At 70.6% G+C, this 8,465-nt stretch carries 10 protein-coding genes; 3 read left to right on the top strand and 7 right to left on the bottom strand.

The window, feature by feature from the left end; genetic code table 11:
• Positions 1 to 231: 231 nt before the first annotated feature.
• The 6 genes from AVE30378_RS14665 to AVE30378_RS14640 all read right to left on the bottom strand — a co-directional run bounded on the left by AVE30378_RS14665 (position 232) and on the right by AVE30378_RS14640 (position 4,490).
• A complete protein-coding gene (locus AVE30378_RS14665) occupies positions 232 to 972 on the bottom strand; it encodes a lysophospholipid acyltransferase family protein (protein ID WP_129241604.1) in 741 nt (246 codons plus the stop codon).
• Complete coding sequence (locus tag AVE30378_RS14660) at positions 969 to 2,258, bottom strand: dihydroorotase (RefSeq protein ID WP_129241603.1); 1,290 nt, start codon at positions 2,256 to 2,258, stop codon at positions 969 to 971. Before AVE30378_RS14660 ends, AVE30378_RS14665 begins: the two co-directional genes overlap by 4 nt.
• On the bottom strand, positions 2,255 to 3,172 hold the full coding sequence (locus AVE30378_RS14655) for an aspartate carbamoyltransferase (protein ID WP_129241602.1): 918 nt from the start codon (positions 3,170 to 3,172) through the stop codon (positions 2,255 to 2,257). The genes AVE30378_RS14660 and AVE30378_RS14655 overlap by 4 nt, the downstream gene beginning before the upstream one ends.
• A 21-nt stretch (positions 3,173 to 3,193) precedes the next feature.
• Positions 3,194 to 3,595, bottom strand: coding sequence for a Holliday junction resolvase RuvX (gene ruvX, locus AVE30378_RS14650; RefSeq protein WP_129241601.1), 402 nt, complete (start codon positions 3,593 to 3,595; stop codon positions 3,194 to 3,196).
• A complete protein-coding gene (locus tag AVE30378_RS14645) occupies positions 3,588 to 4,175 on the bottom strand; it encodes a YqgE/AlgH family protein (protein WP_129241600.1) in 588 nt (195 codons plus the stop codon). The genes ruvX and AVE30378_RS14645 overlap by 8 nt, the downstream gene beginning before the upstream one ends.
• Before the next feature lie 150 nt (positions 4,176 to 4,325).
• Complete coding sequence (locus AVE30378_RS14640) at positions 4,326 to 4,490, bottom strand: rubredoxin (protein WP_003814980.1); 165 nt, start codon at positions 4,488 to 4,490, stop codon at positions 4,326 to 4,328.
• A 155-nt stretch (positions 4,491 to 4,645) separates the two neighbouring features.
• Here AVE30378_RS14640 and AVE30378_RS14635 point away from each other — a divergent pair, with 155 nt between their 5' ends.
• From AVE30378_RS14635 to hemL, 3 genes are read left to right on the top strand one after another with little or no spacing between them, the layout of a single operon-like run.
• Complete coding sequence (locus tag AVE30378_RS14635) at positions 4,646 to 5,455, top strand: hydroxymethylpyrimidine/phosphomethylpyrimidine kinase (protein WP_129241599.1); 810 nt, start codon at positions 4,646 to 4,648, stop codon at positions 5,453 to 5,455.
• Entirely contained in the window at positions 5,452 to 6,117 is a 666-nt protein-coding gene (gene thiE, locus AVE30378_RS14630) for a thiamine phosphate synthase (RefSeq protein ID WP_129241598.1), read from the top strand. Before AVE30378_RS14635 ends, thiE begins: the two co-directional genes overlap by 4 nt.
• A gap of 5 nt (positions 6,118 to 6,122) precedes the next feature.
• Positions 6,123 to 7,400 (top strand): glutamate-1-semialdehyde 2,1-aminomutase, encoded by a 1,278-nt coding sequence (gene hemL / locus AVE30378_RS14625; RefSeq protein ID WP_129241597.1) that lies wholly within the window; start codon positions 6,123 to 6,125, stop codon positions 7,398 to 7,400.
• Positions 7,401 to 7,451: 51 nt separating this feature from the next.
• Here hemL and AVE30378_RS14620 read toward each other — a convergent pair whose 3' ends face one another.
• The gene (locus AVE30378_RS14620; protein ID WP_129241596.1) at positions 7,452 to 8,204 is read right to left on the bottom strand and encodes a lytic transglycosylase domain-containing protein; all 753 of its coding nucleotides are present in this window, start codon (positions 8,202 to 8,204) and stop codon (positions 7,452 to 7,454) included.
• Positions 8,205 to 8,465 lie beyond the last annotated feature (261 nt).

The following is an 8,465-nucleotide window of genomic DNA, read 5'->3' as shown; positions in this document are numbered from 1 at the left end:
CCTTGCCGTAAGGGTGTCCGACACCTGCGGAGGCTTATGCCAGGTGTCAGACACCCGTACGAGATGACGGCACGGATTGACGAGGTGTTGCCGGGTGTCTGACACCCATGGGGAAGAGATTGCCGCCCCGATTGGTGTCGGACACCCCGATGCTTTGCTTCAAGCCTGCGGCGCCTTGCCGTAAGGGTGTCCGACACCTGCGGAGGCTTATGCCTGGTGTCAGACACCTGCCTACAGCACGCTCAGGATCGCGTCGCGGGCCTGGTGCGAGAGTTCCAGGCGCGTGGGCAAGGTGCCGTCGGGGTGGTGGGCCGCCAGGGGGGCCAGGAACACCACTTCCACGGCCAGCCCGGTCACGCCCAGCACCCGCCAGAGGTTGGCCACCAGCGATTCCTCGCCCACGAAGGCGGCATAGCCGCTGCGTTGGCCGTGCTGGAGGAAGCGCAGGGCCACCGGCTGGATTTCCACGGCGGCGGCGCGGGCCGGTTCGAACAGGCTGGCGTGGAAGGGAAGCAGTTCGAAGCCCTCGGTGGTCGTGCCTTCGGGAAACAGCCCCACCGCGTCGCCCTGCTTGAAGCGGGCCTGCATGGCTTCGCCCATCGCGTGCACGGCGTGGCGCTGGCCGCGTTCGATGAACAGCGTGCCGGCGCCGGCCACCAGCCAGCCGATGACGGGCCAACTGCGGATTTCGCTCTTGGCGACAAAGGCGGTGGCGCGCGCCGAATTCAGCACGAAGATGTCGATCCACGAGACATGGTTGGCCACCATCAGGACCGGCCCCGTCAGGCGCGGGTCGCCTTTCAGGACGACCCGCAGCCCACAGAACATCATCAGGCAGCGCGACCACCAGCGGTTCAGCCAGGCGCGCGAGCGAGTCCCGAGCAGCGGATACACCAGGCCCACGCACAGCAGGCCGAAAAGGATCCAGGGCACCACGAGGAACAACCTTAGAACAAAGCGCAGCAGCTTCAAACCGGAGTCTCCCAGGCCAGGCTGCCACCCACGACGGTGGCGCGTACTCGGCCGGGCAGCATCATACCCGCGAACGGCGTGTGGCCGCCGTGGCTTTGCAGGGCGCCGGGCGTCACCAGCCATTCGGCGTCCAGGTCGGCCAGGCACAGGTCCGCCGGCGCGCCCACGCCCAGTTGGCCGGCGGGCGCGGCCTGCGGAGCGATCCTGTCCAGCACGGCGGCGGGGCCGGAAGTGACCCGCGCCAGGGCCTCGGCCACGGGCCGGCGGCTGTCGCGCGCCCACTTCAAGGCCAGGGACAGCAGCAACTCCAGCCCGGTGGCGCCGGGTTCGGACAGCGGGAACGGCGCGGCCTTTGCGCGCGCCTCGACCGGGGTGTGATCGGAACACAGCGCGTCGACCAGGCCGTCGGCCAGCGCCGCCTGGATGGCGTCGCGGTCGCGCTGGCCGCGCAGCGGCGGACGCAGGTGGAAATTCGTATCGAAGAAGCCGATATCGACGTCGGTCAGGTGCAGGCTGTTGGCGGACACGTCGGCGGTCACCGGCAGGCCTTCGCGCCTTGCGGCGCGCAACAGCTCCAGCCCCGCCGCCGTGGACAGCCTCGCCAGGTGCACCCGGGCGCCGGTGGCGCGCTGCAATTCGAAGATGGTCTGCAAGGCCACGGTTTCCGCCTGCGGCGGCAGCCCTTCCAGGCCCAGGCGTTCGGCATAGGCGCCGCTGGCGGCCGCAGCGCCCCGGGCGAGCCACGGGTCCTGCGGCCGCAGCCACAAGGCGTGCCCCAGGCCGCTGGCGTAACGCATCGCGCCCCACAGCACCCGCGTGTCGGCAATGCCCATGTCGCCTTGCGCATAGGCCAGGCAGCCCGCGCGGGCCAGCAGGTCCATTTCGGCCAGCGTTTCGCCCGCCAGCCCCACCGTCATCGCGCCCAGCGGACGGACCCGGCATTGCCCCGGCGCCGCGTGGCGCATCAGCGCGTCCACCTTGCCCGGCTCGTCCAGAGGCGCCGCGGCGTCCGGCGGCAGCACCAGGCAGGTCACGCCGCCGGCCAGGGCCGCGCGCAGTTCGGCGGGCGCGAAGGCCGCCGCGCCGGGCTGCGTCACGCGCGCGGACAGGTCGATCAGGCCCGGCAGCACCGCCAGCCCCGAGGCGTCCAGCCGAAGGTCGGCCTGGAAGCCATCGGGCTCACGGCCCACCGCCGCCACGCGGCCGTCGGCGATATACAGGTCGTGCCGTCCGTCCACGCCGTTCGCGGGATCGATCAGCCGGCCGTCGGCGATATGCAGCCTCATGGCGCGCCTCCCGCCAGCACGCTCAGCGCGGCTTCGCGCAAGTGCCGTTCGAGGTCGGCCAGGCGCGCCTGCGCGGGCGCCAGGCTGGCCGCGATGTCGCCGTCGACCTCGACGCCGGGCGTCGGTTCGCCCGCGGGCAACAGCAGCGCATCGGACCGCGCGCCGGCCAGGACGCCGGGCGTCAGGCCGTGGGTTTGCGCGTACTCGCGGGCCGAAGGCAGCAGCGCGCCGCTGATCCGCTCCACGCCCAGGGGCAGGACGATGATGACGTCGGCGTCCTGCAGCGCTTCCGCAAGCGTGGCGCAGGCGCGCACACCCAGTTGCGCCAGGCTGTCGGGCAGCAAGGTGCGCGGCCCCGCCGCGCGCACTTCCGGAACGCCCAGCGTGGTCATGGCATGGATCGCCGAGCGCGCCACGCGCGAATGGCGGACGTCGCCCACCAGCGCCACCGCCAGGTTGGTCAGGTCCTGCCTGGCTTCCAGCATCGCCTGCACCAGCGCCAGCGCCGGCAGGGGATCCGCATGGCCGCCGTCGCCCGCGTTGACGATACGCAGGCCCGGCGCCGCGTGGGCCGCCGCGCAATGCGCCGCGCCGCTGGCGGGATGGCGCAGCACCAGCAAGCCAGGTTCCAGGCCGGCCACGGTGCCGGCGAGCGCGTCGCCGGCCCGCGCGTCCAGCGCCACGGGCCGCAGCGACAACCGCGCCGCGGCGGCGGCGTAGGCGTCCCGGTCCCGGGCGGCGTCTTCCGGCAGGCACAGGAATACCGGCGGCCCGGAGGCGGGTCCGGCCGGCGCGTCGCCGGCCGCAAGGCCGCGCGCGGCGTCCAGCAGCCGCTCGACGTGGCGCCGGGGCAAGCCTTCCGTAGTCAGCAGGTGTATCAGTTCGCCGCGGCGATCGAGTTGCGGATTGAGCATAGGCAAGCCGGGCTGCAAGCGTCAGGCCGCCGGCAGGGTATCCAGATATCGTTGCAGGATAACAGCCGCCGCCATCGCGTCGTCGGCGGCATGCGTCCCCAGCAGGCGCTGCGCCTCCATGCTGGAACCGCGTTCGTCCACCAGTTCGACGGCAACGCCGAACCGGCCGTGCAATTGATTGGCGAAGCGGCGGCAACGCGCGGTGGCCGGTTGTTCGCCGCCGTCCGCGTCCAGCGCCAGCCCCACGACGACGCGGCCCGGCTGCCATTCCTGCAGCAGCGCCGCGATGCGGCCGAAACGCGCCTCGCGGACCTCGCTGAAGATGATTTCCAGCGGACGCGCCTGGCGCGTCAGCGTATTGCCGATGGCGATGCCGATCTTTTTTTCGCCGAAATCGAAGGCAAGCAGGGTTTCTTCAGGCATGGCCCGCGTCGCCCGCCAGCATGACCGGATCGATGCCCAGCAGCTTCAGCGCGGCGGGGTAGCGGTCCTCGGGCGGCACGTCGAAGATGATGCTGTCGTCGGCGCCCACGCTGAGCCAGGCGTTCTGGGCCATCTCGCTTTCGAGCTGGCCCGCGCCCCAGCCGGCATAGCCCAGCGTGACCAGCATGCGGGCGGGCCCGTTGCCCTCGGCGACGGCCTGCAGCACGTCGCGCGAGGTGGTCAGCGCCATGCCGCCGAGCTTGATGCTGGAGCTGTAGTCGCCGGCGGGCGCGTGCAGCACGAAGCCACGGTCGGTCTGCACCGGGCCGCCGAAGAAAACCAGGGTGTCCTTCACGGGGCCGATCTCGAGCGTCAGGTCGATGCGCTCGAACAAGGTGCCCAGCGTAAGATCGGTGGGCCGGTTGATGACCAGGCCCAGCGCGCCACGCTCGGTGTGTTCGCAGACATAGATGACCGAGCCCGCCAGGCTGCCTTCCACCATGCCCGGCATGGCGATCAGGAACTGATTGGCGAAATTGGCCGCCTGCGTCGTAGAGTCGTCGTGGTGTTTTTCCGTCATGGCAACCCCTTCGTGGGTAGTCTGAGAGAACCGTGGAACGGGCCGCGCGAACGCGGCCCTCATGCCTGGCGGCAGGCCGTCCTACGGTTGCGAGGGATGGGGCTTGATCCCATCTTACGAGCCTTGGCGGAATATGTCGGCGTCGCCGCTTCAGATTTCCATCAATTCGAAGTCCTCTTTGCGCGCGCCGCATTCGGGACAGACCCAATTCGGCGGCACGTCTTCCCAGCGGGTGCCGGGCGCAATACCTTCGTCGGGCAGGCCGGCTTCTTCATCGTAGACCCAGCCGCAAATCAAACACATCCAAGTACGCATAGTTCTCTCTTACATCAAATCCAGGCCCGCGCCCCGGCGGCAGGGCAAAGGTGAAGGGCTTCCATTAGAATGGGGACAATCTTACCGAAACCCAATAGGGGTTCCCCTGATTCGTCGCAAATGAGTCCGGGCACCCTCACTCAAGCGCTGTCCAAGTGGCCCCCGTAACTCCCCCTCTCGTTTTGGTCTTCGGTCCGCTCGATCCCTCGGGCTCCGACGGCTTGCCGGCCGACGCCGTCACCTGCGCCCGCCTGGGCTGCCACGGCCTGGCGGCCGTGACCGCGCTGACCGTGCGGGATACCGCCGGCATCGAAGAAATCCACCCCGTCTCGCCCGACCTTCTGGACGACCAGGCGCGCTGCCTGCTCGAAGACATGTCGGTGCAGGCCATCAAGGTGGGCGGACTATACACCGCGGAAACGGCCAGCGTCGCCGCGCAGGTCGCCGCCGACTACAGCCAGGTCCCGCTGGTCCTGCACCTGGGCCAGCGCGCCCAGCCGCCGGACAACGCCGCCGACGAGGACGAGGCCGACGACCTGCTGGCCGCCACCCTCGAACTGGTGTTGCCGCAGACGGACCTGCTGGTCATCGAACACCTGCGCCTGGCGCAGTGGCACGCCGACGGCGACATAGATATCGGGGACGCCCCCTCGCCCATGCATGCCCTGGTGGCGGCGGGCGCGGAATGGGTCCTCGTGCTGGGCAGCCCCCAGCGGCCCGGCCACTACGCCAACATGCTGCTGGGGCCCAATGGCCAGACCAGCAGCCTGCCGTGGCAGGCCCCTCCGGACCGCAACGGCGACGCCGGCGGCGTGGCCGCCACCGCCATCGCCGCCATGCTGGCCCGCGGCCTGGAAATGCCCGAAGCCGTGCGCCAGGGCCTGGCGCACGCCGACGCCTCGATCGCCGCCAGCTTCCTGCCGGGCATGGGCCGGCGCATCCCCAACCGGATCCAACCGCAATGAAAGCGCTGCGCTTCCCCGCCGGCCTGTACGGCGTCACCCCCGAATGGGACGACACCGAACGCCTGCTGCTGGCCGTCCGCAAGGCCGCCGAAGGCGGCATGCGGTCGCTGCAGTTGCGCCGCAAGAACGTGCCCGGCGCGGTGCGCGCCGAACAGGCGCGCGCGCTGGCGCCGCTGTGCCGCGAACTGGGCGTGGTCTTCCTGATCAACGACGACTGGCGCCTGGCGCTGGAAGTGGGCGCCGACGGCGCGCACGTGGGCCGCGACGACGACAGCCTGGCGCGCATCCGCGCCGAGGCCGGCCCCGACCTGATCCTGGGCGGCTCCAGCTACGACGACCTCGCCCGCGCGCGGGAATTGCTCGACGCTGGCGCGGACTACATCGCCTTCGGCGCCATGTTCGCCTCGACGGTCAAGCCGGACACCGTCCGCGCGCCGCTCTCGGTCCTGACCGAGGCCCGCCGCCTGACGGACGACCGCGACGCCCCGCGCCCCGCGGTCGTCGCCATCGGCGGCATCACGCCCGACAACGCCCCGCTGGTGGCGCAGGCCGGCGCCGACGCCATCGCCGTCATCACCGGACTCTTCGAAGCGCCCAGCATCCGGGCCGCCGCGGCGGCCTGCTCGGCGCCCTATTCCGCCAACCCCAACCGCAAGCCTTGAACGCCATGTCCAGTAACGCCCAGCTTTTCGAACGCGCCTGCCGCAGCATCCCCGGCGGCGTCAATTCGCCCGTGCGCGCCTTCCGCTCAGTGGGCGGCACCCCGCGCTTCATCAAGCGCGCGCAAGGTCCTTACGTGTGGGACGCGGAAGACAAGCAGTACATCGATTACGTGGGCTCGTGGGGCCCCGCGATCCTGGGCCACTCGCACCCCGAGGTGGTGCGCGCCGTGCAGGAAGCGGCCGTCAACGGCCTGTCGTTCGGCGCCCCCACCGAAGCGGAAATCGAACTGGCCGAAGTCCTGATCTCGCGCCTGCCCTCGCTGGAACAGGTGCGCCTGGTCAGTTCGGGCACGGAAGCCACCATGACGGCCATCCGCCTGGCGCGCGGCGCCACCGGCCGCGCCAAGATCGTGAAATTCGAAGGCTGCTACCACGGCCATTCGGACAGCCTGCTGGTCAAGGCCGGCTCCGGCCTGCTGACCTTCGGCAACCCCAGTTCGGCCGGGGTGCCGCCGGAATTCGTGTCGCACACGCTGACCCTGGAATACAACAACCTGGACGCGGTGCGCGAAGCCTTCGCGCAGCATGGCGCCGACATCGCCTGCATCATCGTCGAGCCGGTCGCCGGCAACATGAACCTGATCAAGCCGGCCCCGGGCTTCCTGGAAGGCCTGCGCGAGGTCTGCACGCAGCATGGCGCGCTGCTGATCTTCGACGAAGTGATGACCGGCTTCCGCGTGGGTCCGCAAGGCGTGCAGGGCCTGACGGGCGTCAAGCCCGACCTCACCACGCTGGCCAAGGTGATCGGCGGCGGCATGCCGGTGGGCGCCTTCGGCGGCAGCGCCGAAATCATGAAGCACATCGCCCCGCTGGGCGGCGTCTACCAGGCCGGCACGCTGTCGGGCAATCCGGTGGCCGTGGCCGCGGGCCTGGCCACGCTGCGCCTGATCGCGGCGCCCGGCTTCTACGACCGGCTGTCGGCCCAGACCGCCAAGCTGGCCCAGGGCCTGCAGGAACGCGCGCGCGCCGCCGGCCTGGCCTTTTCCGCCGACGCCGTGGGCGGCATGTTCGGCCTCTATTTCAGCGACAAGGTGCCTGCCTCGTTCGCCGAAGTTTCGGCCTGCGATACGGCGGCGTTCAACCGGTTCTTCCACGCCATGCTGGACCACGGCGTGCACTTCGCGCCGTCGGCGTTCGAGGCGGGCTTCGTCTCGGCCACGCACGATGACGCCGTGATCAAGTCCACGCTGGACATCGCGGAAAAGGTCTTCGCGTCGATGTGACCGGCGCCCCGGGGAGCCGGCCCGCGGCCGCTCCCCTCGGAAGGAAGCTAATCAAGGGGCCTTGTAGCGCTCGTACAGGGCGGTGACGTCCCGGACATAGGCCTGAGTTTCGGCGTAGGGCGGCACGGCGTCGTACTTGCGCACCGCGCCTTCGCCCGCGTTGTAGGCCGCCAGCGCCAGGTCCAGCCGGCCCGGATACTGGTCCAGCAGCCGGCGCAGGTGGCGCGATCCCGCCTTCACGTTCGTGGCCGGGTCCACCAGCGCGGTCTCCACGTCGTCCACGGCCAGCAGCGGGGCCGCCGTCGCCGGCATCAACTGCATCAGTCCCAGCGCGCCCTTGGGCGAACGCGCGTCGCTGCGGAATCCCGACTCGATGGCGATGACCGCCGTCAGCAAAGCCTGGTCCACTCCCGAATCCTGGGCGGCCCGCGCGATCAGCCCATCGTGCGCGGTGGGCGCCTTGGCCTCGCCCCAGCGCAGGGCGCGCGGCGTGGGCCCCAGGGCGGCCAGGCGCGCGCCGTCGCCGGACTTGGGGTCGCAGGCCAGGCAGACTTTCACGCCGCCGGTGCGCCAGGCAGCCCGGGTCTGCGCCCGCTTGTAGTACTTGGCGTGGCCCGTCGGCACCTTGATGGCCCGCCAGACGCCGAAGGGGTCCTTGTAACGGTAGATCTCATCCGCGAGGGCCTGACGGGCGGGCGCCAGCGCCAGAGCCCCCCCCACGACGGCCGCCAGCGCCGCCATGCCCCCGGCGCGCGCCAGGAAGGCGCGCAGGGCCGGGAAGATGGAAGGGGCATGGCGGGGCATGGGCGGGGCTCCGGCGGCGTCCGAGGACGCGTTGGCGAGGTCTTATCCTGCTGCGCGGACGCCGGTTTGTCGCTCCTGCCGACGTCCTAGTCCTGCGCCGAAGCCGTGTCCGCAGGGGAAAGCAGGGACGGGATTAGGGCTTGCGGCGGGGATTTACCCACCTACTTTCCAGTAGCCCGGATAGCTTGCGCTAGAATATGACCTAATATTTCGCATCATTACCAAATAATGAACTTGGCCGTCAGCGCCAAGCGGGAGAGG

This window comes from Achromobacter veterisilvae (assembly GCF_900496975.1).
GTDB classification, from domain to species: domain Bacteria; phylum Pseudomonadota; class Gammaproteobacteria; order Burkholderiales; family Burkholderiaceae_B; genus Achromobacter; species Achromobacter veterisilvae.
The sequence above is the reverse complement of the archived record's forward strand: the minus strand, read 5'-3'. Positions and strand labels throughout refer to the sequence as shown.